Annotated in this window: 17 protein-coding genes; 9 read left to right on the top strand and 8 right to left on the bottom strand. The window is 48.6% G+C overall.

Features of this window, described 5'->3' with window-relative positions; translation table 11 throughout:
* Window positions 1–775: 775 nt before the first annotated feature.
* Window positions 776–4,141: a BclA C-terminal domain-containing protein gene (locus tag EL633_RS38355; protein WP_443090066.1), complete on the bottom strand. Its 3,366-nt coding sequence runs from the start codon at window positions 4,139–4,141 to the stop codon at window positions 776–778.
* 973 nt (window positions 4,142–5,114) lie between these two features.
* Between EL633_RS38355 and EL633_RS02530 the strand changes: the two genes are divergently transcribed.
* From EL633_RS02530 to EL633_RS02520, 3 genes are all read left to right on the top strand, one after another.
* Window positions 5,115–6,830: an ArnT family glycosyltransferase gene (locus tag EL633_RS02530; RefSeq protein WP_126625693.1), complete on the top strand. Its 1,716-nt coding sequence runs from the start codon at window positions 5,115–5,117 to the stop codon at window positions 6,828–6,830.
* Window positions 6,831–6,907: 77 nt separating this feature from the next.
* A complete protein-coding gene (locus EL633_RS02525) occupies window positions 6,908–8,149 on the top strand; it encodes a cytochrome P450 family protein (RefSeq protein ID WP_126625692.1) in 1,242 nt (413 codons plus the stop codon).
* 370 nt (window positions 8,150–8,519) lie between these two features.
* Window positions 8,520–10,826, top strand: coding sequence for a transglycosylase domain-containing protein (locus tag EL633_RS02520; RefSeq protein ID WP_126625691.1), 2,307 nt, complete (start codon window positions 8,520–8,522; stop codon window positions 10,824–10,826).
* A gap of 152 nt (window positions 10,827–10,978) precedes the next feature.
* On the opposite strand, the gene EL633_RS02515 is transcribed toward EL633_RS02520, so the two are convergent.
* Both EL633_RS02515 and EL633_RS02510 read right to left on the bottom strand, forming a co-directional pair.
* On the bottom strand, window positions 10,979–11,383 hold the full coding sequence (locus EL633_RS02515; RefSeq protein ID WP_126625690.1) for a response regulator: 405 nt from the start codon (window positions 11,381–11,383) through the stop codon (window positions 10,979–10,981).
* A 144-nt stretch (window positions 11,384–11,527) separates the two neighbouring features.
* Window positions 11,528–12,556 (bottom strand): D-2-hydroxyacid dehydrogenase, encoded by a 1,029-nt coding sequence (locus tag EL633_RS02510; RefSeq protein ID WP_126625689.1) that lies wholly within the window; start codon window positions 12,554–12,556, stop codon window positions 11,528–11,530.
* Between the two features lie 221 nt (window positions 12,557–12,777).
* Here EL633_RS02510 and EL633_RS02505 point away from each other — a divergent pair, with 221 nt between their 5' ends.
* From EL633_RS02505 to EL633_RS02495, 3 genes are all read left to right on the top strand, one after another.
* On the top strand, window positions 12,778–13,656 hold the full coding sequence (locus EL633_RS02505; protein ID WP_126625688.1) for a hypothetical protein: 879 nt from the start codon (window positions 12,778–12,780) through the stop codon (window positions 13,654–13,656).
* 445 nt (window positions 13,657–14,101) lie between these two features.
* Entirely contained in the window at window positions 14,102–15,361 is a 1,260-nt protein-coding gene (locus tag EL633_RS02500) for an MFS transporter (protein ID WP_126625687.1), read from the top strand.
* Between the two features lie 381 nt (window positions 15,362–15,742).
* Complete coding sequence (locus tag EL633_RS02495; RefSeq protein ID WP_126625686.1) at window positions 15,743–16,288, top strand: hypothetical protein; 546 nt, start codon at window positions 15,743–15,745, stop codon at window positions 16,286–16,288.
* Window positions 16,289–16,389: 101 nt separating this feature from the next.
* Here EL633_RS02495 and EL633_RS02490 read toward each other — a convergent pair whose 3' ends face one another.
* Window positions 16,390–17,346, bottom strand: coding sequence for an LLM class F420-dependent oxidoreductase (locus tag EL633_RS02490; protein WP_126625685.1), 957 nt, complete (start codon window positions 17,344–17,346; stop codon window positions 16,390–16,392).
* Window positions 17,347–17,418: 72 nt separating this feature from the next.
* Window positions 17,419–18,885 (bottom strand): serine/threonine protein kinase, encoded by a 1,467-nt coding sequence (locus tag EL633_RS02485; protein ID WP_126625684.1) that lies wholly within the window; start codon window positions 18,883–18,885, stop codon window positions 17,419–17,421.
* A 390-nt stretch (window positions 18,886–19,275) separates the two neighbouring features.
* Here EL633_RS02485 and EL633_RS02480 point away from each other — a divergent pair, with 390 nt between their 5' ends.
* The 3 genes from EL633_RS02480 to cobU are packed head-to-tail and all read left to right on the top strand — an operon-like array spanning window position 19,276 to window position 21,477.
* Window positions 19,276–19,989, top strand: a complete 714-nt coding sequence (locus EL633_RS02480) for a histidine phosphatase family protein (protein WP_126625683.1) — start codon at window positions 19,276–19,278, stop codon at window positions 19,987–19,989.
* A gap of 25 nt (window positions 19,990–20,014) precedes the next feature.
* Window positions 20,015–20,848: an adenosylcobinamide-GDP ribazoletransferase gene (cobS, locus tag EL633_RS02475; protein WP_126625682.1), complete on the top strand. Its 834-nt coding sequence runs from the start codon at window positions 20,015–20,017 to the stop codon at window positions 20,846–20,848.
* Window positions 20,849–20,865: 17 nt separating this feature from the next.
* Entirely contained in the window at window positions 20,866–21,477 is a 612-nt protein-coding gene (cobU, locus tag EL633_RS02470) for a bifunctional adenosylcobinamide kinase/adenosylcobinamide-phosphate guanylyltransferase (RefSeq protein WP_126625681.1), read from the top strand.
* A 189-nt stretch (window positions 21,478–21,666) separates the two neighbouring features.
* On the opposite strand, the gene EL633_RS02465 is transcribed toward cobU, so the two are convergent.
* The 3 genes from EL633_RS02465 to EL633_RS02455 form a co-directional block, all read right to left on the bottom strand.
* Window positions 21,667–22,125: a GNAT family N-acetyltransferase gene (locus EL633_RS02465; protein ID WP_161981882.1), complete on the bottom strand. Its 459-nt coding sequence runs from the start codon at window positions 22,123–22,125 to the stop codon at window positions 21,667–21,669.
* A gap of 160 nt (window positions 22,126–22,285) precedes the next feature.
* On the bottom strand, window positions 22,286–23,215 hold the full coding sequence (locus EL633_RS02460; protein WP_126625679.1) for an SDR family NAD(P)-dependent oxidoreductase: 930 nt from the start codon (window positions 23,213–23,215) through the stop codon (window positions 22,286–22,288).
* 13 nt (window positions 23,216–23,228) lie between these two features.
* Complete coding sequence (locus EL633_RS02455; RefSeq protein ID WP_126625678.1) at window positions 23,229–23,672, bottom strand: MerR family transcriptional regulator; 444 nt, start codon at window positions 23,670–23,672, stop codon at window positions 23,229–23,231.
* Window positions 23,673–23,685 lie beyond the last annotated feature (13 nt).

The raw sequence follows: 23,685 nt of genomic DNA, 5'->3' as shown, positions 1-23,685 counted from the left end.
CTTTGTCAAGTGGTCCTCCCGAACGTTATGTTCTCCTCTTTCTGCTTATGCGCTCTTCTTCCACAAAATGAAGAGATTGACAGCTCATAAAGTGGTTTTTGTGAGTGCGCGACCAACCAAATTGTCCATCACCATCATATCCAACGACTTTTTTGAACTCTTCACGGCGGCAAAACTATAATGGAGCATGTCTGTGACATATTTCTTATTGCCATGTGCGTAGTTCACAATCAGGGGGTGATACTCAAGCCAAAGCAGCAAACGTTCTTCGAGCTGGCTACAGAATGTCTACCTGTGATGCCCGTTTTGAGGCCTGGAATCCACCTAGAAATGGAGCGGCCTGCGATTTTGAACAGATTAATGCCTTCGATTTCCGGTGCGATCGTGAGCATTCCAGTGATTTGCCAATCTCTCGATGAGGTAAGCAATTTACATATCTGAGAAACAGTATGTCTGATGAGAGACGATTTGTCAGAAACTTTGTACTAGTGCTCATATCAGAGGGCAAATGCTTACATTGGAGGGTCAGATCACCTGGAAGGATATCTATCAGTTCATCCAGACCAGTTGCAAAGGGTTGATTATCTCTCATAGGTAGGCTGATAAAGTTTAAAGAGCTCTCCATAGCATATGTCATTGGAAAAGCCCTTTAAATTTCAAGTTGTAAAGAGAGGATGTATCCGCATGGTATATTTATACCATGTGAATGCATCCTCTCTTTTTAAATCTTTTTGACTACTTAGAGGTAGTTTCAAAGATTAGCTTCACTACGAGACTAGCTTATGCGTATGATATTAAATGATGCGTTTACAACTGGATCATTGCCACCGGCATTAATCTGGAGTTGAACATCATTGAGTGAAGTGTGATTGACAACTTCAAGCACATCACCCGCGGTTAGTTCCTGGATAGTATCACCATGGGTTATCTGTGATCCACCGAACGAACCAAATCCTGTGCCAGGAAGCGGCACGCCATTTCTAAAGATGGTAAACTGGCTGGGTTGCGCGGTCTGTATATTGAAGTCGATTCTGTAAGTACCAGTATCGCCCACCGTGATAGAGGAAGAGCCTGGCGTATGGGTGATTGCTCCTACTATCACCCCATTTGACTCAAAACTGACAGGCGTTCCGATTGGGATATTCTGTGAAGATTCATTATACGTGTAACCGTAATCCTGAGGGAAACCAGCACCGGTAGCACCAGTAGGGCCAGCAGGGCCTTGCGGGCCAGGGGCACCGTCAGCGCCGGCAGGGCCAGTGAGACCGATAGGGCCTTGAGGACCAGGGGCACCATCAGCACCGGCAGGGCCTTGTGGGCCAGGGGCACCATCAGCACCGGCAGGACCTTGAGGACCAGGAGCGCCGTCAGCACCAGCAGGGCCTTGCGGACCAGGAGCACCATCAGCACCAGCAGGGCCTTGAGGACCAGGAGCGCCGTCAGCACCATTCAAACCAGCAGGGCCTTGAGGGCCAATAGGACCGGCAGGGCCTTGTGGGCCAGGGGCACCATCAGCACCGGCAGGACCTTGAGGACCAGGAGCGCCGTCAGCACCAGCAGGGCCTTGCGGACCAGGAGCACCATCAGCACCAGCAGGGCCTTGAGGACCAGGAGCGCCGTCAGCACCATTCAAACCAGCAGGGCCTTGAGGGCCAATAGGACCGATAGGACCTTGTGGGCCAGGAGCGCCATCAGCACCGGCAGGGCCAGTAGCACCAGTGTCACCCTTGTCGCCTTGAGGACCAGCAGGGCCTTGCGGGCCAGGAGCGCCATCAGCGCCGGCAGGGCCTTGAGGGCCAGGAGCGCCATCAGCGCCGGCAGGGCCTTGAGGGCCAGGAGCACCGTCAGCGCCGGCAGGGCCTTGAGGGCCAGGAGCACCGTCAGCGCCGGCAGGGCCAGTAGCGCCAGTAGCGCCAGTAGCACCAGTGTCACCCTTGTCGCCTTGAGGACCAGCAGGACCTTGCGGGCCAGGAGCGCCATCAGCGCCGGCAGGGCCTTGAGGACCAGGAGCACCGTCGGCACCATTTGTGCCAGCAGGACCTTGTGGGCCAGGAGCACCATCAGCACCATTTGTGCCAGCAGGACCTTGTGGGCCAGGAGCACCAGGAGCACCGTCAGCGCCAGCAGGGCCAGCAGGACCTTGAGGACCAGGGGCACCGTCAGCACCATTTGTGCCAGCAGGGCCTTGTGGGCCAGTCGCACCGTCAGCGCCAGCAGGGCCTTGTGGGCCAGGAGCACCATCAGCGCCAGCAGGGCCAGTGAGACCGATAGGACCCTGAGGACCAGGAGCACCGTCAGCACCATTCAAGCCAGCTGGACCTTGAGGACCAGGAGCGCCATCAGCACCGGCAGGGCCTTGAGGACCAGTGGCACCGTCAGCGCCGGCAGGACCTTGAGGACCAGTAGCGCCATCAGTACCATTTGTACCAGCAGGGCCTTGAGGACCAGTATCACCCTTGTCACCTTGAGGACCGGCAGGACCTTGTGGGCCAGGAGCGCCATCAGTGCCATTTGTACCAGCAGGACCCTGAGGACCAGGAGCGCCATCAGCGCCGGCAGGGCCAGTAGCACCAGTATCGCCCTTGTCACCTTGAGGGCCAACCGGGCCAGCAGGACCCTGAGGGCCAGGGGCACCGTCAGCGCCATTTGTACCGGCAGGGCCTTGAGGACCAGGGGCACCGTCAGTACCATTTGTACCGGCAGGACCTTGAGGGCCAACCGGGCCAATAGGGCCAGCAGGACCTTGAGGACCAGGGGCACCATCAGTGCCATTTGTACCGGCAGGACCTTGCGGGCCAATAGGGCCAGTGGCACCCGTAGGACCAACAGGCCCAGTATCGCCGACAGGGCCAGCGGGACCAGTAGCACCAGTATCACCTTTGTCACCTTGAGGACCAACTGGTCCGGGATCGCCAGTAGCACCAGTGTCACCTTTAGGACCTCGTGGGCCCTGGGAACCTTGAGGACCAGTGGCACCAGTGAATCCCCGAGGCCCACGAGGACCTTCAGGGCCAATAGGGCCAGTAGCACCAGTGGCACCAGTAGCGCCGGTATCACCAGTATCGCCTTTAGGGCCAGCGGGGCCAGTATCACCAACAGGGCCGGTAGGGCCAGCAGGGCCAGCGGGGCCAGTATCACCAACAGGACCAGCAGGGCCAGTGGCACCAGTGTCACCTTTATCACCTTGCGGGCCTTGAGGGCCAGTATCACCTTGCGGGCCTTGAGGGCCAGTATTGCCGGTAGGGCCTTGAGAACCTTGAGGGCCAGCAGGACCTGTAGAGCCTTGTGGCCCACGAGGACCAGTAGCGCCAGTATCTCCGGTGTCGCCCTTATTACCTTGAGGGCCAGCAGGACCAGCGGCACCGGTGTCACCCTTGTCGCCTTGGGGTCCTTGAGGGCCAGTATCACCCTTGTCCCCTTGAGGACCAGTGGCGCCATCAGCGCCATTCATACCAGCAGGACCTTGAGGGCCAGTATCGCCTTGAGGACCGGCAGGACCTTGGGGACCAGGAGCGCCATCAGCGCCATTGGTACCAGCAGGACCTTGAGGGCCAGTATCGCCTTGAGGACCGGCAGGACCTTGAGGGCCAGGAGCGCCGTCAGCGCCAGCAGGACCTTGGGGACCAGGAGCGCCGTCAACACCAGCAGGGCCTTGCGGGCCAGGGGCACCATCAGCACCAGCAGGACCTTGGGGACCAGGAGCACCGTCAGTACCATTGGTACCAGCAGGGCCTTGCGGGCCAGGGGCACCATCAGCACCAGCAGGACCGGTGTCGCCCTTATCACCTTGAGGGCCTTGAGGACCTACGGGACCAGTAGGTCCGATGGGTCCGGTCGGACCAGTAGGGCCAGTAGGGCCTTGAGGTCCGGTATCGCCTTTGTCGCCTTGAGGACCAGTGGCACCAGTAGGGCCAATAGGGCCAGTATCACCTTGAGGACCTTGAGGGCCAGTATCACCTTGAGGACCTTGGGGTCCCGTTTTGCCAGGGCGGCCACATGGCCCATGAGGACCAGCAGGACCAGCAGGACCGATATCACCTTGAGGGCCAGTCGCGCCAGTGGGGCCAGCAGGGCCAGTAGGTCCAGTAGCACCTACCGGTCCGCCAACGCCGATTGTACCAGCAGGGCCAGTCTCACCAATAGGACCTTGAGGACCGGTAGGACCTTGAGGTCCAGTAGGTCCAGCAGGACCCTGAGGTCCAGGAGGTCCCTGTTGTTTTGTATGTGTAATGATAAGGGGTTGGATTTTGTTTGAGATGGTGTGGTCAAGTACAAATTTTTGTGTAGAAAGTAATTGTTTTGCGTCTTTGGTTGAGAGCACAAAATTCTGTATATGCGGATCACTTGCAACAGATTTGTCGAGTGCCTTAAAGGTAATGGTATGCGAGTTATTGTTTGTTGTACTATGCTGTGCATTTGCATGTGCGCTTTTAATTGGTATCGTGAGCAATGCGCCTGCAATCAGAAGCGTACCTGCTATTCGCTTGTCCAACTTGGGACATTTACGCGGTAGCAAGTAGCGACGACCCCACTTTTTCATAGATACTACTCCTTCTCTTTCTTGAGCGTCAATCGTGCTTAGACCAAAAGCTATCTAAGTGGGATAAGACAGATAAAGATGATGTAAACCTTCAGCTTGTTACTCATGAAGTATTTATTCAAGATCAACATGCTTATCCTACTGCACTTACAATATAAATAATAAGAATAAGAGATTGCTTTAAATGTTTGTATTTGTGTATGGAAAAACATAATTAGCAATACGCAGAAGAAACATAATTTGAGGATATTTAACCTATAATAGGAATACATTTGTTCATTGCCATAATAAATTTGTAGTTGCCCTTATATATCTGACTTAGTCAAAATGATAACTATCCTTATATTCTGGGGAGGAACAGGCCGGAAAAAGGGCGATGGCACCCATGTATTTTTCTAAAAGGTGAATAGTTGATCGTTGTTGTCTTCTAATGTCAAGTATATTTGCTTATAATCTGTCTTTTAATCAATATCTGTACCTTGAATTTTGTGGAAATCTCTAGTATGGTATTTGTAGAAAGATAACAAGATCGAATGAAGGTATATAAGTAGTAAGGAAAGGTCTTGAGGCGTACGTGATAGTTACATTAAATAGTAAGAAAATACACATTGACAGATATGATCTGTTAACGTTTTTGATTATTGTCCTTGCTACGATAATGCGCTTTATTTTGATTTATTTTAATTGGCCTATCACCAACAGCGATGAGGGAAATATGGGTATATTGGCCCTGCATGTAGCTTTTAATGGTGACCGGCCTATTTTCTTTTATGGGTTACCATATATGGGCCCTATCGAAGGTTATATTGCAGCCCCGCTATTTTATGTATTCGGGCCTTCCCTGTTTATGCTCAGACTTGGTCTATTACCATTTTTTGTGCTATTCCTTATTTGTATGTATTACCTGACGCGACGCTTATATAGTCGTCCATTTGCCTTCTTTATTATTTTGTTACTAAGCCTTGGTTCTACTGGAACTATTTCTCGGCAACTCAAAGCCGTCGGTGAATATCCTGAAACCATCTTTTTTGCAGCCTGTATTAGTTTGCTTGTGGTGTGGATCGCCCAGACAACCCCTTTTATTGAGCCTCGCACTCGTACAACGTGGCGTCGATGTATCGTATATGGCCTGTTAGGCCTTATCATTGGGGTTGCTATCTGGGTAGATATGCTTATCTTGCCGGTTGTTGGAATGGGAGTTGTACTTCTACTGCTCTTTTGTCGGCGAGAATTGCGATCGTGGGCGAGCATAAGTTGCCTGTTGGGTATGGGGATTGGAGCTTTTCCATTAATTATATACAATGTAACAGCCCCGTTTGGCAATAATTCCCTCTCTATTCTTTTCTGGTTACATCAGGCCGGCAAGAATATGCCTTATACATTTTGGGAACAAATTTTAGGGACAGTAGGGATCGCTATTCCCGGCGCCACCAACTATAATCCAATTTGTAGTTTTTACGTGGCAGAGTTTCAGCAGAATTTTCAGAGCCCCTGCAACGTTGTGCAAGTATCATGGGGTAGTTTCTTCTTGTTTGTGTATGCTTTTTCTCTCATTATGACATTGATACTGTTGTGGAGAAGCTTACATACTGAAAAAGTGCATACTTTCTGGCCGATGCTCAGGGGAACTTCCTGGAGTTTGGAGCAGCGCATAAGCATCATAGGTTATTGTAGTAGTTTGATGCTGCTTATCAGTGCTGGCGGAACCATTTTTTCCTATATTACCAGTGCTGCTTCTGCACTGACGCCTGGCCCTACGGCCCGTTACCTTACCTGTCTTTTAATTGCATTTCCTGCGTTGCTCTGGCCATTCTGGAAGAGTGCAAGTGTATTGGTTGCTTCCAGCCAGCGTCGTTCACTGTTTGCTCGCATTGCCAGTAGTGCAATCCTGATACTTTTTCTGGTTTTAGCTATGGTGGGTAGCTATAGCACGTTCATGGAGATTCCTGGTGCCCAGGCAGATTATACGTCGCGCACAGAGCTCATCAACCATTTAGAGAAACTCAAACTAACGCGTTTTTATTCAGAGTATTGGACATGCAACAATCTTATCTTCCAAAGTCGTGAGCGTCTTATTTGTAGCTCGCTTGCTGAAGATCTCTCCCCCGATTTTGATCGTTATCTTCCGTATCGTCAAGCCGCAACTGCTGCTACATATCCCGGCTATGTTTTCCCGAAGAGTAATCCACAGGTTAGAGAGATGGATAAGCTATTTTATAGCCATGCTTTAAGCCCAAGCTATGAGAGAGAAACTTATGGTGGTTATGTTATTTACTACGTGCCTGCATAAACAGTGTATAGTTAAGAAGAGCTAGAAAGTATTTTCCTGAAAATACTTCATATTACTTTAGAAAGGCAAGAACAGGCATGGCATCAATAGAGCTTGGCTCACCAAATTTTAAAGCAAACCCTTATCCCATTTTTGCCAATGTGCGTAAAAATGATCCAATCAAGCAGGTGGTATTACCAGGTAATCGGTTGGGATGGTTGATTACACGCTACGAGGATGCTGAACTAGCATTGCGTGATCCACGATTTATTAAAGATCCCCGTCATTTATTATCCCTCGAGCAGTTAAGCAAGCAATTTGGTCGCATCGTGACTGAGCAGGAGGAAGGTAGTCAGCAAGCACATCAACAACCTGTTTTCTTTGAACGCAACATGTTAGGTGCAGATCCGCCCGATCATACACGCCTGCGTTCGCTGGTTAGTCTTTCATTTACACCACGATTTATTGAGAGGTGGCGTGAGCGTATCCAGACGATCGCTCATGAATTGCTAGATGGTGTCCAGGGGACCGGAACAATGGATCTCGTCAATGATTTTGCTTTTCCTTTGCCTATGCTGATTATTACTGAAATGCTGGGTGTGCCCCGTGATGATCAGGCCCGATTCCGCGCCTGGTCTAACCTATTTATTGAATCATCGGGCGATCCCGATGCATTTCGTCGAAACGCGGATCAGGTCCGGGCATTTCGTGAATATCTACGTTATCTGATCAATGAGAAGCGCAAACTGCCTGCCGAAGATCTCATTAGTGGTTTGATTGCAGCGGAGAGCGAAGGAAATAAGCTGTCAGAAGGTGAATTAATCTCGATGGTCTCGCTATTGTTAATTGCCGGCCATGAAACAACAGTGAATTTGATTAGCAACGGAATGCTGGCACTATTGCTCCATCCAGAACAGAAAGAGCTTTTGCAGCAGGATCCGGCCCTGATTAAAAGCGCCATCGAAGAGTTTTTGCGCTTTCATGGCCCATTGATGACGGCTACCCAGCGTTGGGTAAGCGAGGATATGGAACTGAATGGTCAACAATTAAAGCGTGGGGATTATGTGGTGGTGGTGCTTGCCTCAGCTAACCATGATGAAGAAACGTTCAAGCATCCCGATGAATTGGATATTACGCGGTCGGACAATCGGCACCTGGCGTTTGGGAAAGGCATCCACTATTGTCTGGGAGCGCCATTGGCACGCTTAGAAGGCCAGATTGCCATCTCGACCTTGCTGCAGCGCCTTCCGCATATTCAATTAGCCGTTGCACCAGAGGAACTTATCTGGAGACCAGGTTCATTGATTATGGGCCTGCGGGCTCTTCCCGTCCAGTTTTAACGCAGATCGCCCAGGGCTTTTTAATTTTCCTCTTCCTGGCGCCTATGGCGCCGGAGTCTGGTGTGGTGTGTGTTCTGTGGGCGACCGCGGCCGCCCACAGAACACACACCACACCAGAAATACTCTGTATATGATTTGCCTGACAGTTACTCCCGGCTGAAAATGAAAAAGCCCTGCAGATCGCCAGGAGTGCCTTGAGCTCTCCCGGTTGAGTAGTGTAAGATAGAGCTAGAAGATTAACCCCTTATGCTGGTCCTAACCCAAATAGACTAGTGTATTCTACTAGTTTCCGATACTTTTCTCTTTGTGTCATAGTTGTAAAGAGAAGAAGACTTAATTTCTGTCAGAAATAGGAAAGAGATCAATAACTATGGCAACCGGAATGCGCACCGGGGAAAATTTAGATGCGGATGAGCAAAAAAACCTTCCGCAGGTCGTGCCATCTGCTGAGGTCGCCGAAGTAAAACGGCAGCCCGCGAAGTTGCCTGGCTATAGTCAGGCCGCAGTTGCTCAGCGGTTGGGCGAAGCTCCTGAGCCGCCAACCCCGGGCGTGATGTATGAAGGCTCACATAAGCGTTTGCATGAAACTGGCTGGCACACAAAACGCTATCTCAAGCGTAAGACGTTACGTGTCACCAATCTACAAGTTGAGAAAAAGGCCCGCAAAAATACACGTACAATGGTAGCTGTCCTGATCAGTGCCTGTTCTGTTCTGCTCGTTATCCTGGTTGTGCTAGTATCGCTTCAGGGTTTTACCAATGCGGTTAATCAACAATACCAGGGAAGAGTGATGACCCTGCAAGATATCCTGCCAAGGGATAATCTCAAGATATACGATGCGCAGGGAACCATGATCTATCAAACTGCTGATCAGGGGATGCAGACAACCCTCCCACTAAAAAAGATTTCCCCCAATCTCATCAATGCAGAAATTGCTATTGAAGACCAGAACTTTTGGAAAAATGATGGTTATGATCTGACTGGTATTATTCGTGCCGCGATCTCTGACATTACCGCCCATGGCGTAGTGGCTGGTGGTAGTACGATTACCCAGCAGCTGGTGAAAAATACTATTGTCGGTAATAAAGATACTGCCCTACGTAAATTGCAAGAGCTGATTCTTGCACCCCAAATCACGCGCTATTATACCAAGCAGCAAGTTATGGAGATGTATCTTAATACCATTTATTATGGAAATATGGTCTATGGTGCTGAGGAAGCGGCGACAAAGTACTTTGGTTTACACGATAATGGGAAGCAAACTGCGGCGCAGCAGTTAGATATCGCCCAGGCCGCCACTCTGGCGGGTATCCCCAGTAATCCTGCCCTACGTAATCCAATCGCCTATCCTAAGAACAGCTATAAGCGCACGTTACAGGTGTTAGATCAATTGTATGTGCAAGGCTATATCTCTGGTAAAGAGAAGACGGCGGCCATTCAGGAGATTCAACACCCGAATTTTATTAGACCCACCAATCCGCCATCCGAAAAAGCTGCGACGTATGTCAATTATGTTATGAGTGAGCTTCAGACAAATTTGCATGCCAGTGCCGCGGATCTTTCACGTTCAGGATTGACAGTTAAGACTGCGCTGGATCTTAAATTACAGAATTATGCCCAGAATAGCGCGAAATTACATGTACAGCAGATGACAGCCCACCATATCACGAATGCTTCTGTTGTCGTGATGGATCAGCATACAGGTGCGGTCAGTGCGATTGTGGGAAATATCGATCCAAATGATCCAAAATATGGATCCTTCAATGTGGCGACACAAGGTTATCGACAACCAGGTTCATCATTTAAGCCATATGTCTATGCCACTGCTTTCCAGCAAGGAACGGCGAGTCCTGGTTCACAGGTGCTGGATGCGCCATTGACTATTCCCATGTGCTGTGGTTTACCATCCTATGAGCCACACAACTATAGTATGACCTATGGTGGTTGGATGACTTATCGTAAGGCCCTTGATAACTCCCTAAATATTCCAGCCATCAAAATTGAGCAAACAGCTGGTATCGATCAGTCATTGGCTGTTGCCACGAAGATGATGAATATAAGCGATGGGAATGGCTCAAAAGCGGCGAATGTCTACTATGGTTCTCCCAACATTACCATGGTACTTGGCGCGCTGAGCGTGAGGTTGATCGATAATACCCAGGGCTATGCTACTTTTGCTAATGGTGGTGTGCGTATTCCCTATCATGCGGTTAATCAAATTACTGACCAGCAAGGCAAAATTGTGTACAAACCGGACACAAAAGGAACGCGTGTATTGAGCGAGGCGGCAGCCTTTATGATCACCAATACGTTATCTGATAACCCCTCGCGCAACCTGGAGTTTGGACCGTGTAGTGCACTCTACCTATATACCAGTAGTACCTCTAATTGTTATGCAGGCAATCCAGGCAAAGTTATTCCTGCGGCTGCCAAAACCGGTACTTCAAATTCATTTGTTGATAACTGGACCATGGGATACACTGCTCGTTATACAGTAGGTGTGTGGGCCGGTAATAATGATAACTCACAAATGATCAATGTAACCGGTGTAGACGGTGCTGGTCCTATCTGGCATGATGTGCAGCTATACTTGAATAAAGACAAACCAGTGCAAAATTTTGCTGGTCCTCCTTCCACCGTTGTGAAGTCTAATGGTGACTGGGTGTTGAAGAAATAAGTTTTTGTCTGCGTCACAAGAGAGATCTTCCAAATTACCACTATTTGGAGGATCTCTTTATGTTTATGAGATAGGAGGATAGGTAAGATACCGGGAGATACTATGCCAGCGGCAAATTTTTGAGTCTATGTTGATAAAGGATTGCTGCATGATTAATGTGAGGTTTGCATAAGATTATCAATGTGGGAGAGGAGTTCATCGATTTCAAATGGTTTATCAAGCGCGACCAGGTGTCGTTGCTGGATATCCTCACGGGGAACAGCGGCACTAATAATGATCGTTGGAATATGTTGAAACTCTTGCCGTGTCTGGAGGAAATCATATAATTGAAGTCCATTCATGTGTGGCAGATGATAATCGATAATGAGCATATCAGGCAAGAGCTCTTCAAATATCTGTAAGGCTTGTTCTGGATCAGTGACTAAAAATGCGAGATTCTGTGTTTCTTCAACAATGATTTGTACCAGGCTTGATCCAACATTTGCATCATCTTCTATTATTAATATAGTTCTGCTCTGGCTTTGATTATCTTGCTCATTACTTGAGAGTGGCTGCATGGCAGGCGTATCCTTTCAATATGGCTTCGCAGGCGAACGCCTGTTTGTTTGTACTACGGGAAAGGATAGCTCTACGTTTCACATATCCAAGTGCCAGTTACTGCGATTTCTTCTGAACAGCAGTAACTGACAACGTGGATAGATTTAGTAGCCGCGCTCTTTATCGACAGTATTATAGAGTTGATCCCCTTTGACATAGCGACGCAAATTTTCAGCAAAGATTTGTGTTACGCGCTCATCATAGTAGGGAGTAAGGCCGGATATATGTGGAGTCATAATGACATTTGTCAGTTTGAAGAGGGGGCTGCTTGAGGGGAGTGGTTCGGCTTTAAATACATCGAGGGCCGCCCCGGCAATCTTCTTTTCCTGCAAGGCCTCAATCAGCGCTTGCTCATCGCAGACATCGCCGCGAGCGATGTTGACGAGAAAAGCTGTGTTTTTCATGGCCTCAAAAGCCTGTTTATCAAACATGCCCCGGGTGGTTGGCGTTAAAGGAACCGCCACAACCACTACATCACTTTCTCCCAGAATCTGATGAAATTGTTCTATCGTATAGTACTGGTCAGGAAGCGTTCCTTCAGGATCGCCAATATCAGGAAAGAGAAAGCCATGGTCGACATGGTCGGCTCTCTGCTCTAAAGCCACGATACGCATGCCAAAGGCTTTTGCCATGCGAGCAACCTCACGTCCGATACTGCCATAACCGACGATATTTAGTGTCTTCTCGCGTAATTCCTCGGGCATAAACAGTCCACGGTCCTTATCCTGTGGCCACTCGGCTTTTTGCTTCCACTCAGAAAAAAGAGGAAAGCGATGGAACCAGGCCAGTATGGTTGTCAGCACATACTCGCCAATATTGACTGCATGCACACCACTGGCCGTAGTAAAAGTTGCCTGAGATTGAGCAAGAGGACCATCAGAGGCCTGGTTTGCACCGGCCGAATATAATTGGACCCATCGTAGTCGGGGTGCCTGCTCCGGCTCAGGGAATGTATTCAATGTAAACAAAATTTCGACTTCTTGCCACAGAGCAGCAGGAATATCTTCAACTTTAGCATCAGGCCTGAATTCAATCTGTAGGTCAGGCGAGATTTCTTGTAAATGTCTCTTCCAATCTTCATTCACATGTGCTGTAACCAGTACAGTGTGTTTGTTGTTAGATATATTGTTCATAATAACGTTCTCCTTCTAATCGTCCCTTCAATGGTAACACGCATCGAGGGTGCTTAAAAGTTGAAGCCATTGATGTTATTGCACCCGGTTTGAACATGCGCTGTCCAGTTTGATCAATGCTCGACATACATATACATCTTGAGTCCACCTATTGCCCTTTTTCGTTTTATATGCGTATAAATGTTTACTGGCTTTTTACATCAATATATAAAAAGGATACTATGTTGAAGGATCAATCTCTATCTCAGGCTCACCAGCATGAGGAAAGCGCGCTCAAAACACTGCCTGCGCTGTCAAATCTCCAAAATGTGCTTAAAGTAGGCTTGATAAGCTTTGTTATTTGGGCAGGATTACTTGCAATTGCATACATAGCTAGATCTGTGTATCACATCACGCTCTTCTACGTGCCAATATTGTTTTATAGCATCAATACCGTCATTGTGATATGCGTGACATGCACTATTAATCCCCTTTTGCACATGAGAAAATATAAAAAGATTGAACAAAGACGCCAGCGTTATGTCAGAGGAGAGCAAGTAACCCTGGCGGATCCGCAGCCGCGGCCTGATGTATCTGCATTGCCATTAACGATAGAGTACAAACCTGCCTGGAGAACGGTATTCATCATCTGGGGAAGTCTAATTCTGGTTTGTGCGCTGTTCCTGCTTTCTAATATCTGGCTTAGTTTTAGCATGTATGAGCTCGTTTCTATTACCACGCTATTTTTAGTCGCTGGAATCTGCGCCGTTTTAGGTGCGATTTTCCAGGGTGGCAAGAGACTTATTGCCGATGAGAGAGGCTTGACTATGAAATCTGGTTTAGCGGCAAATGATCGCTATCTTCCCTGGTCGGATGCACGTTTATTTGCCATTGATAGCTTTTCGGCGTCAGGACCTAAACACAGCAAGCATGTTTATCAATTAGAGTTGGCTGGCCAACACGAAGTTATCTCCTGGCTTGATAGCATGCAAACTGTACCGGTAGAAACTACTTTTAGTAAGCCCACTCTGACAAATGAAGAATATGCCAGGCAATTAGATGCATTGCGTTCAGTGATTGTGGCTAAGACTGGATTGCCATTAAGCGATCTAAGCAAATAAACATTTATTCTGCCTCGTTCTTGACAGATTTGCCAGGCATTGTTATTATCATGCTATGAGTAAGACACAGTCAAACCATGTAGCTGGCATTACTGCCACATTACGCATGGCACATCACTATCTCCAGCCGACCCGTGTCGGACATGTGTCTGCCGCATAAGCAGCCTGGCGCTGAAATGCTTGTGCGGCGGAAAGTAGCGCTGACCTGAAAGCATACTTCATCGTGGTATGCTCTGTTTAGCGTGGAATTACTCTCCTCCTTCAGGAATCTCTTCCCTACTATGCTGTCAATCGTGTTGTATTCTCGTGTCATCATCACGATTGAGCTTTTCAAGAGATACTATGCGCCACTCTTCTCTGTTCGGTATGTGTGCCAGGCCCTCAATGCAACTTTCTTTCTTGTTTTGTTGTCTGCATTTTTTATGAAAGGGCCTTGTGATCTCTGATGAGCGATTCAATTTTAGAACCTCCTGTCTCGTTGATACAAGAACCAATACCATGGCGGCGCTGGCTGATTGCCTTTTTTAGTCACAATAGCATCATGCGCCTGATGTTCACCAGTGCTATCTGGGTGATTTATCTGTCCTCACATGGATACTCGCCATTTGTGATTGGTTTGCTGGAAATGACATTTCATATAGCTAAATTTGTAGCTGAAGTGCCCAGTGGCATTTTTGCTGATCTACTGGGACGTCGTAAGAGTTTGATCGTTTATTGTCTACTTGGGGCGCTCGAAACAGTGTTTTTTCTGCAGCCAACCTTGCCTTTCTTGTTTATCAGTTTTGCTTTGTCCGGTATCTCCTATGCGTTTCTGGGAGGGGCGAATGAAGCCATTCTCTGGACCCTGACAGGGTACGCTGCTCCCGGTGATCCACAGCAGCAAGGGATACGTTATAGCAAGTTGTTTAGCTGGATGCTTATGGTGAGCATCGTTAGTGAAATCATTGGCACAACATCTGGTGGCTATCTTGGCAATATCATGCAGACCTTGCCATTTGTCTGTCGGGCTATCGTTTGCCTGCTGGCGATTATTCCTTTGCTATTCCTACCTGCCGCGGTCACTGATCCGCAACAGAAGCAGCACGAGCGACCGCATCCGATCTTGCATTTCCAGAAAGGCCTGGCCGCTGTCTGGCATTCGCCGCGTTTGCTAGGACTGATCCTGATCTCTGGACTTTCTGAGAGTTGTGGTACTACGATCTACTTTTTTGTGCAGTTACAATTTCATGAGCTTGGCTTTGCCCTCAGTAGTATCGGTATTATCATGTCAGTCAGTAGTCTGAGCCAGTTTGGCTTTACCGCGCTGGCCCCTTATCTGATGAGGCGCCTCTCGGCCCGCGTCCTGATCTCGGCCTGTATAGTCTTTCAACTGGTTGGATTACTTTTGATGATCGTTCCTAATGCCATTGTCAGTCTGCTGGGTTTTTTAACCTTTTTTCAAGCGGCGACGGCAATCCTTTATCCCACCGTCAGCACGCGGCTTAATGAAGGCAGTCCAGAAGCGCAGCGAGCGATGGTGCTCTCATTTGAAACGGGAATGTTTAGTCTCGCCATGATTATTCTATTCCCTCTCTTTGGCCTGGGACTTAGCAGTGCATCTTATAGTATTGTGTATAGCTGGACTATAGTCGCGCTAGCTATTGGGAGTCTGATGACGTACCTGCTCTTTCGTTTGCGTACAGTGCAATTGGGAAAGCAACTATAAAGTCGAAAGATGCAGACAGGCGGGCCTCGTTTGCCCGCCTGCCTGGGGAGTGGGCGTCATCCACTTCTCGCTTCTTCCATTGTAGGCGAGAACGCTTCGTCGTAAAGCTTCAGTTTTTTTGCCGAAAATTTATATGCATATTTAATGCGTTGAAGTCATATAGATGTGTTATACTATATTCCAATGATAGAACATTGTAATGGCATTGTCTCATCATTTGCTCACATACGTTAAAGTGAATGCCTATTGAAGTTTGCTGGGATAGGGAATGTGTACGAGTGGTTTTGCTACGATCAGCTTTTTCGTGCTAGTTTGATCTCTTTGTATGGGGTGTAATGCTATCTGGATAGCATTATTCTTGAGAGGTGGGTTGTGATTAAAATGAGAGAATACAAGCTTGAACTCGAAAATCTATTACCTCTATTGTCTGAGGTGCGTCAACAGGGAGTGCTCTCAACGTTATTCATTCATGGCATTAATGGCTTGCAAATGCCTTGTATTGCACAAATTGGTCTGCGTGATGGACAGGCAATGCGCTGCCGCATTGTAGCTGAGGATGGGGAAGTGTGTGCATCAGGTAACAAAGCTTTACGGTTGCTTTATGGACTGGGTCCACGCAACTGGCATTTAGATATACAACCATCGACACCACCGCTTATTGCATCTTCCTCGGCATCATTGCATTCTTCGTCCACCACTGGTCCGATTAGTGTCGCAACTCAGTTTTCTTTACGTGTCCCACATCGTTCTTTACTCGCCAATCCAGATACCATGAAGCGGTTATCACGCCTGCAGAAACGTGTCTTTTTGCTGGTAGATGGCATGAGAAATGTTGGGAAGATCGCTGTATTGATGTCTATTCAAGATGAAAAAAAGGCTGAGAAAGCCGTACTTGAATTAGAAGCATTAGGCTTTATCGCATTTTAATGCTGGCCAACCCATATGATCGCTATGTTCAATGCCATAATCCGCGAAAAACTACTGGTCAATGAAGCCAATAGTAATCAGCTTCATTGACCAGCAAGGCTTTATTTGTCGATGCAGGCATTAGCAAACATGCGTAGCGACTCCAATTGTGCGGAATCTTGCAGGAAAATAATCAATTCCTGTGCGCCCGCCTGCTCAATTTCCTGAACACGCTTGCGAATGGCATCCGGTGTACCCACTAATGCCTGTTGCCGAATACGGTCAGCGGGCACATTGCGCTGGTATGGTGTGCTTTTAGCCAATGCTTCTTGATCTGTTTCGGCAATGGCGCAGTTGAATAGGACTGTACGCCAGATAGCATTATAATCGCGACCAACATTGTCACAATGCTCTTTGATCAAAGAGAATTTACGCGCTAATCCTTCATTATCCAGGTGTTGAATATTGCAGGCATCAGCATACTGAGCGACCAGCTTGAGGGTCACCTTTTCGCCCGCGCCACCGATAAGCAGCGGAATATGGGGCTTCTGCACACCCTTGGGTTGATTGATTGCTCCATTGACATGCAAATACTTACCCTCAACTATGGCCTCGTCTTCATTCCACATTGCGTGAATGATACGTAAAGCGTCCCGTAGTTGCCGCAAGCGTGTGGGTCCATCTGGAAAATCATAGCCATATGCGTTGTATTCATGTTCATACCAACCAGCGCCAATACCAAAGTTGAGACGACCATGGCTGAGTACATCGACAGTACTGGCCATCTTTGCCAGCAAGGCAGGATTGCGATAGCCGTTGCAGGTGACCATCTGACCAATACGAACGCGTTTGGTGTCGCGAGCCAGGGCCGCTGTACTCGTCCAGCACTCAAAGGTTAACTCCTGGGTTGGCTGAGGAACAGTATGGAAATGATCAAAGAGCCAGACCGAATCAAAGCCAAGATTCTCGGCTTCCTGTGCCACACGTGTCATCGTCTCATATGCCTCAACAGGGTCTGGCTGATTGACCAGGTCCATTCGCCATCCCTGTGGAACAATAACACCAAATTTTAAAGTCATTGAAGAAGATCCTTTCTTACAGCTGTGATTTCTTTTCGGTAGACACCCAGCCTATGTTTTTTCTGGTAAGTATTAAGCTCCGGGACATGCAGGATTGCCAGATGTTATATCACTGTTGTAATCACTTACATGCCAGTTGCCCCAGAAATCCTTACTTAGTGTTATATGTAGATGGTATGGATTGGTAAGTTGGGAGCGAGATATCGTATAGTTGTGTACCTGCGTATTATTGGGCGTAGAACCATTGGTTTCTGTATATGTGGTAATCTCCCCATAGCATTGATCTTCTCGCTTTGCCTGATTGATAAAATTATCATGGTTACTGGTAGAAGAACTGACATCGGCGTAAGCCTGTTCATAATTATGTGCACGCAGCGCGCCCATGAAATCATGTGACATCGCGACTGCCTGAGAAGGGGGATTGCGATTGATCAGATAGGCATAGCCACCAAAGGCGAGTGCACAGAGCACTACTGGAAGTGCAATTACTGTTATGACTAATCTACTGGCACAACCGGCTGCTTTTTTGACCACAGGACGTGTGCTTGTGGCCAGTGATTTAGCGGGATTTGTATGCATAAGATTATTCATGGCCTGCGCTGAAAAGACCGTTGAGGCCGTATTTTGTAATCTCCGGTGTCCTTGTGGCGTTATTGTGTTCGTTATATCTGAAGGTTGTGAGCTATATCCTGAATATGTGGGAGCACTCTCTCTTCTTTGCGGCTGGTCTGCTAGTGCCTGTTCCAAGGCCTGCACAAAACTCTGCACGCTAGCAAAGCGCTGCTGAGGCTCTTTAGCCAGAGCTTTCTGCAAAACCTCTGACACCGCATGAGGAATATGCAGTGTTTGTTCATCCAGCGTTGGTGGCTGGGCGGTAAGATGCTGGGTAATCACTTCGATGCGGGAACCATTGAATGGTCGATTGCCGGTCAACCATTCATAGACAACTACCGCCAGCGAATATTGATCGCTAGCAGGTCGGGCTTTGCCTTGCAATTGTTCCGGTGCCATATATGCAATAGTTCCAGTCACGGCATCTTCCGTTTCCTGGCTTTGTGTAGTTTGCTCTACCAGGGCAATGCCGAAGTCACTCAATTTGACCTCATCATTGTTTCCCAGGAGCATGTTCTGAGGCTTAATATCGCGATGGATCAACTTTTGCTCATGGGCATATTGCAAGCCGGACGCCACCTGTTTTAGATATGGCATAAATACGGCTGGGGATTGTTGCGACCCTTTAGGAAACCGCTGGCGCAGCGTCCCTTTTGGGGCATACTCCATGACGAGAAAAGGCGTCATGCCCTCTACCCCAAAGTCCAGCACACGGATAATATTAGGATGCATCAGGTGTGCAATTAAAAGTGCCTCATTCCGAAAACTCTCGATATCTTCTTGCGCAATCTGCGTATGTAAAATTTTGATTGCTGCATTTGTTTTCAGATAAATATGTTCACCTAGATACACATCCGCAAAACCACCGTGTCCCAGTTGCTGTAGAATGCGATAATTCCCAAGCTTTGTTCCAGTATAATCCATCATATCTATGGTACGGTCTAATCCCTGTATGCGGATACATTATATTTTGTGATTATGCTAGCTTTTAAAGATTTTGATACGTAAGCAAGTAGAGAATGACGATAGTATATACCACATTACAAATACAAATCCCCTTTTCATATAAAGGAAAACAGTAATTGATGTTTATAGTGTCTGCCAATGTTTGCTTGCTTTTTCGTAACTTGTCAGCTATAGTTTGGAAGAGATCAAAGGTAATAAACAGTGCTTCTTTTCACTTGCCTGCTGCGGGTTTGAGTCCCGTTTCCGCTCTATAGAAAATATGTGTAGAAACCGTCTCTGACCCGGGGGCGGTTTATTTATTGCCGCCCTGACATAGGCATTCTTATAGTCTAGAGAAGGAGGGGATAGGCTGTGACCGATGGACCTGAGTATATTTCGCTGGCCAAACAGCCAGATGTAGAAACGCGGCCACGGCGTCTCTGGTTGATACGCCATGGAGTGACGGATTGGAATAGTGAGAAGCGTTTATGCGGCCAGAGCGATCCGCTTTTATCGTCAACAGGCGAAAAACAGGCTCATGCAGTTGGTCAGTGGTTGTGTCAGCACACGATTGCAGCTATTTATAGTAGTGATTTGCAACGCGCCGTCCAGACGACAGCTATTATTGGAGCGTATCTCCCATCATCAACTCCCATACAAGCCTCTGAGGCGTGGCGTGAGTTGTCTTTTGGAGCATGGGAGGGCTTAACGTATGCCGAGGTAGCAGCGCGTTATCCAGACCAGCTGGGCTTCTTTACCCATCCCACCCAGCAAACGCCTCCAGACGGTGAGTCCTTTATGGCTTTGATAGCACGCGTCCGAGCAGGATTTATTCAATTAGCGCAGGATGCTGTGACGTTGCCTGAGGGAGATATTGTGCTGGTAGGTCATGGTGGCGCATTGCGTGTGTTGATCTGTCTGATTTTAGGTATGCCGTTTGAACGGCAGTGGCAAGTGAGGCTGGACCACGGCTCACTGAGTGCGCTTGATTTTCTGGCAGGAACTGATGATGTATTTTCTACCACATCTCTATCTTTGTTGAATCAGCCAGCAGGAGCATCTTCTGTCGGTATCGGTGATGTATAGCAGCACGAAGAAGGAGTAACACCAGATGTCTGAGGTCCCACCGTTTGTAGATGCTCGTAAACCCTATAAACCTGATCGGTCTGGCTGGATATTAGGTCAGTATAAAGAGCTGGTTGCAGCGATTCGCTTCCTTTCGACGCTGCCGCTTCCTGGCAGTGTGCGGCTTTTTCGTACCGATGCCGATGATGACAGGCTCTTTTTGGGGAGTGCCTATTTTCCGCTGGTCGGTTTGCTCCTGGCTGCGCTGCTATATTTATTGGTGTGGATATTTGGTCCTCTGGTCTCTCCTCTGGTGCTGGCGGCGTTGCTGGTAGTGGCGCTAGTGTTATTGACTGGAGGATTACACCTGGATGGTTTGATGGATAGTTGTGATGGTCTGTTTGGGGGCCGTAGTCCTGAGCACAAATTGGAGATCATGCGCGATAGTCGGGTTGGTAGCTTTGGCGTTCTGGGAGGTATCTGTATTCTATTGCTCAAGTTTTCTTTGCTGGCCAGCTTGAAACCGAGTCTTATTGTATTGGCCCTGTTAACCATACTACCAATTTCGCGCTGGACCATGGTGCAATCCATGTTTGCTTTTCCATCTGCGCGGGCAACGGGTCTGGGTGCAGCCTTTCGACAAACGGTCACTCGTCCCCGCTTGATTTGTGCCGCCCTGTTATCGCTGATTATTGCCTTGCTCGCCAGCCATATAGTCGGGCTGATCCTTTGGTTTTGTGCCACACTGATTGCCTGGTTCATTGGACGCTGGATTACCAGTAAGCTGGGTGGATTAACCGGTGATAGCTATGGAACGTTGGCCGAGTTAATTGAGGTTATTTTACTTTTGCTATTTACACTACTGTGTTTCTGGCCTTAACAATAAAGGGATAATATATGAATACCGACAAGCAAGCGGAACGTCCACGGTTAGTACTGGTGCTGGGTGGGGCGCGCAGTGGAAAAAGCACGTTTGCTGAACGCCTGGCTTTACAGTCTGGTCGGCAGGTAGCTTTTATCGCTACGGCCACCGCCAGCGATGATGATATGCGCGACCGCATTGCCCGCCATCAGGCCGCTCGTGCTGCTACCTGGCAGACAATTGAGGAACCCCTACAACTGGCTGCCGCTGTAGAGCAGGCGGCCAGAGTAGCTGATGTATTGATCTTAGATTGTATGACGGTCTGGCTTTCAAACTGGTTGTTTTCACAGGAGCAGGCAGGGCAGGTAGAAGAAGATACAATCAGTGCACAGTATTATGATGGTGCACTTCGCGAGCTTGATGCCTTGCTCGATGTCGTATCTGCTTTGGAACCAGGTAAGACTCTCATTGTAGTCACCAATGAAGTTGGACTAGGAATCGTACCTGCTTATGCGCTAGGACGTGTCTACCGTGATGTCCTGGGTTTAGTCAATCAGCGTATCGCTGCCGCCGCCTCGCGTGTTTATTTGATGGTTGCTGGCCTGGGCGTTGATATCAAACGTCTGCACGAAAACGCCGAGCTTTAACTACTGAAGATCAACTATCTCGCGCCTTCAAGGCTCTTGCATGTTTGCCTGTAAACCACTCGCAAACGATCAGAATGGAGAGGGAAAAGCGTCCGCTTCTCCCCTTCACCATGAATTCAGATTGCTTATTCCCGTTCTGGTTCTCTGGCTGGTCTGGCGTGGTAACTATACCGGATATACTACGCCCGATTACCAGAAGCGTTTGTGAAAGCCGTAACTCTCTCCCACGTGTTGATAGCCAACCGCCTTATAAAAAGGAATGGCCTCTTTTTCCGCGATCAGGTTGATTTGGACTCGTGGATAGAGCAGATGGCAGGCCTGCAACAGCAGGCGGCCGATCCCCTTTCCTCGATAGTTAGCATCAACGAGCAGGTCGGTGATGTGCATCGTGACGTGCTCATCCGTCAATGCCTGCACATATCCCACCACACGCTCATCGTGCGTAGCAACGAGAGTAGGCCAGGCATGACGCCAGCCCCCAATCACCTCTTCTGGCGTATGCCGGGTCGGCCATCCCTGCTGGTCAACGAGTCTCTGAACAGCGGGCATATCGACATCTGTCCAGCAGCGCAAATGAATGTCAGCAGGAAGCGAGAGCGTCGGAAGCACTGCAGCTAGCTGTGCCTGTTGAGATGATGGTGCGTTCATATAAAGAAATGCCTTTCCTTCTACTAAACTTGCTTGCTGTTGAGCGGTAGAACGGCTGAGCCAGTCATTGTGATAGGATTGTAACAAGCTTTTTACCGATACGCTCGTTGCCACCAATAACGACATTTTTCAGCGCGAGAATTTCTTACCTCATTCAATATTACGCTTTTTTTGCTTCGAGCATGCCAAGGGATATCTCCCACAGGTGCTCGGCGTTGTTGGGATCTAGTGCCCACGGAGCAACTCCGCCACCAAACATCACCGGCCGATCGCGCAGGACAGGCGACTCATTGCAGTCTTCGAAGTAGCGCCCGCCGATCCCTTCTAACAGAGGTGAAGCAGCCAGCAACACTGATGTCGCTGCTCCCTGCGCGGGCGTCTTGCGCTTCTCAACTGGAGTCTTCAAACCACCAGTATACTTCTGCAGGTTGGTAGCAATGGCACCAGGATTAAGTGCATTGGCGTAGATGCCCTCGTGAGACCAGCGCCGCGTGGCTTCGACCGCAAGCAGGATACAGGCCGTTTTGGATTGGCCATAGGCGGACCATGGATCGTAAGGACGGATCTGATAGTCCACGTCATCGAAGATCACTGGTGAGAACTGATGCGCGTTTGAGCTCACCGACACGATGCGAGCACCAGATGCGGACACAAGTGCTTCATGCAATCCCACTGTGAGCGCGAAGTGGCCGAGGAAGTTGGTTGCGAATTGCATCTCATGTCCATCCGACGTCAGTTCTAATTGAGGCACGGCCATGATACCAGCATTGTTCACCAGGACGTGTAGAGGACCATGCCAGCCTTTCACAAAGGCGGCGACGGAATCCAGATTGCTCAAGTCGAGAGCCGCAACATGGATCAAGGTATTTCCGGTCGCCGCACTAATGTCATTGGCGATACGCTCGCCAGCCCCGGTATCGCGTACAGCTAACGTCACATCGGCACCACTACTCGCCAGGGCATGCGCCGTCTCGATACCAATACCAGAGGAGGCACCAGTAATGATAACGCGTTTATTCGTCATATCAACGTTCTGCACTATCTCTTCAGCAGTTGATCCGAAACCAAATGGTGTCTTAATAAGCTCCATATATATTGTCCTTTTACCCTTTTACAATCTCTTCAGCAATACGATGATTTTCTGCGATGATGCGCTGAACAGCCTCCTCATCTCCACGTTCTAGCGCATCCCAATAAGCAACTTTTCCTTCGAGATACTGTTTTCTCATCTGCAGGCGCTCTATCTGGTGCTCTAGCTCGGTGGCATGAGCTTGAAAGAGTTCTTTTTGCTGTGCGGCTCCCTGCGTCCCCTTCTCAAGCAATTGCAAATAGGTACGCATATCTTCTATCGAAAGGCCGCTAGCACGCAGACAGGCAAGTGCATTGACGACTTGTGCAGTTGTAGCGGGATAGCGTCGATGGCCGCTGCTAGGATCCCTTGGCACCGGTTGGATGAGCCCAATCTTCTCATAATAGCGTAGCGTAGGCTCGCTCAAACCGCTTTGTTTTGACAACTCCTGAATCGTGAATGATAAGGGTAGCGTCATGGTTACTATGTCT

The organism is Dictyobacter alpinus, assembly GCF_003967575.1.
Classification (GTDB): domain Bacteria; phylum Chloroflexota; class Ktedonobacteria; order Ktedonobacterales; family Ktedonobacteraceae; genus Dictyobacter; species Dictyobacter alpinus.
The sequence above is the reverse complement of the archived record's forward strand: the minus strand, read 5'-3'. Positions and strand labels throughout refer to the sequence as shown.

Coding starts and splice junctions, on each gene's coding strand:
- EL633_RS02490 (WP_126625685.1), bottom strand. CDS start 17,346: ATGACTTTAAAATTTGGTGTTATTGTTCCACAGGGATGGCGAATGGAC.
- cobU (WP_126625681.1), top strand. CDS start 20,866: ATGAATACCGACAAGCAAGCGGAACGTCCACGGTTAGTACTGGTGCTG.
- EL633_RS02505 (WP_126625688.1), top strand. CDS start 12,778: ATGTTGAAGGATCAATCTCTATCTCAGGCTCACCAGCATGAGGAAAGC.
- EL633_RS02465 (WP_161981882.1), bottom strand. CDS start 22,125: ATGAACGCACCATCATCTCAACAGGCACAGCTAGCTGCAGTGCTTCCG.
- cobS (WP_126625682.1), top strand. CDS start 20,015: ATGTCTGAGGTCCCACCGTTTGTAGATGCTCGTAAACCCTATAAACCT.
- EL633_RS02460 (WP_126625679.1), bottom strand. CDS start 23,215: ATGGAGCTTATTAAGACACCATTTGGTTTCGGATCAACTGCTGAAGAG.
- EL633_RS02495 (WP_126625686.1), top strand. CDS start 15,743: ATGAGAGAATACAAGCTTGAACTCGAAAATCTATTACCTCTATTGTCT.
- EL633_RS02520 (WP_126625691.1), top strand. CDS start 8,520: ATGGCAACCGGAATGCGCACCGGGGAAAATTTAGATGCGGATGAGCAA.
- EL633_RS02525 (WP_126625692.1), top strand. CDS start 6,908: ATGGCATCAATAGAGCTTGGCTCACCAAATTTTAAAGCAAACCCTTAT.
- EL633_RS02515 (WP_126625690.1), bottom strand. CDS start 11,383: ATGCAGCCACTCTCAAGTAATGAGCAAGATAATCAAAGCCAGAGCAGA.
- EL633_RS02485 (WP_126625684.1), bottom strand. CDS start 18,885: ATGATGGATTATACTGGAACAAAGCTTGGGAATTATCGCATTCTACAG.
- EL633_RS02500 (WP_126625687.1), top strand. CDS start 14,102: ATGAGCGATTCAATTTTAGAACCTCCTGTCTCGTTGATACAAGAACCA.
- EL633_RS02510 (WP_126625689.1), bottom strand. CDS start 12,556: ATGAACAATATATCTAACAACAAACACACTGTACTGGTTACAGCACAT.
- EL633_RS02455 (WP_126625678.1), bottom strand. CDS start 23,672: ATGACGCTACCCTTATCATTCACGATTCAGGAGTTGTCAAAACAAAGC.